Genomic DNA, 260 nt, shown 5'->3' on the forward strand with positions numbered 1-260 from the left:
GGAATCCGTTCGCAACGCCCTCTGAACGACCTCGTTCGTCGACCGGCACCCGAGCCTCGGACCGAAGTCCGAATCCGCAGACGCCACCGCTTCGACGATCAGCGCCTCCGCCCGCCGGAGCACGTCACCCGCACCCCGCAGGATCTCGATCCGCTCCGCGTCGGACAGACTGCTCAGATCGTCGTCACGCAGCACGTCGTCCAGGCCGGAGACGGCCTGATCGAAGTAACCCGAGGTGCTGTTCATGTCTTCCATTCCAT

1 protein-coding gene is annotated in these 260 nt (G+C 65.0%); it reads right to left on the reverse strand.

Annotation, left to right across the window (positions count from 1 at the left end; translation table 11 throughout):
* Positions 1–260, reverse strand: a 260-nt coding sequence (locus tag SB660_RS21720) for a hypothetical protein (protein ID WP_410584495.1), incomplete at both ends; no start/stop codon positions are given.

The sequence above is a fragment of the Bacillus sp. SIMBA_005 genome, assembly GCF_046535585.1.
GTDB lineage: Bacteria > Bacillota > Bacilli > Bacillales > Bacillaceae > Bacillus > Bacillus pumilus.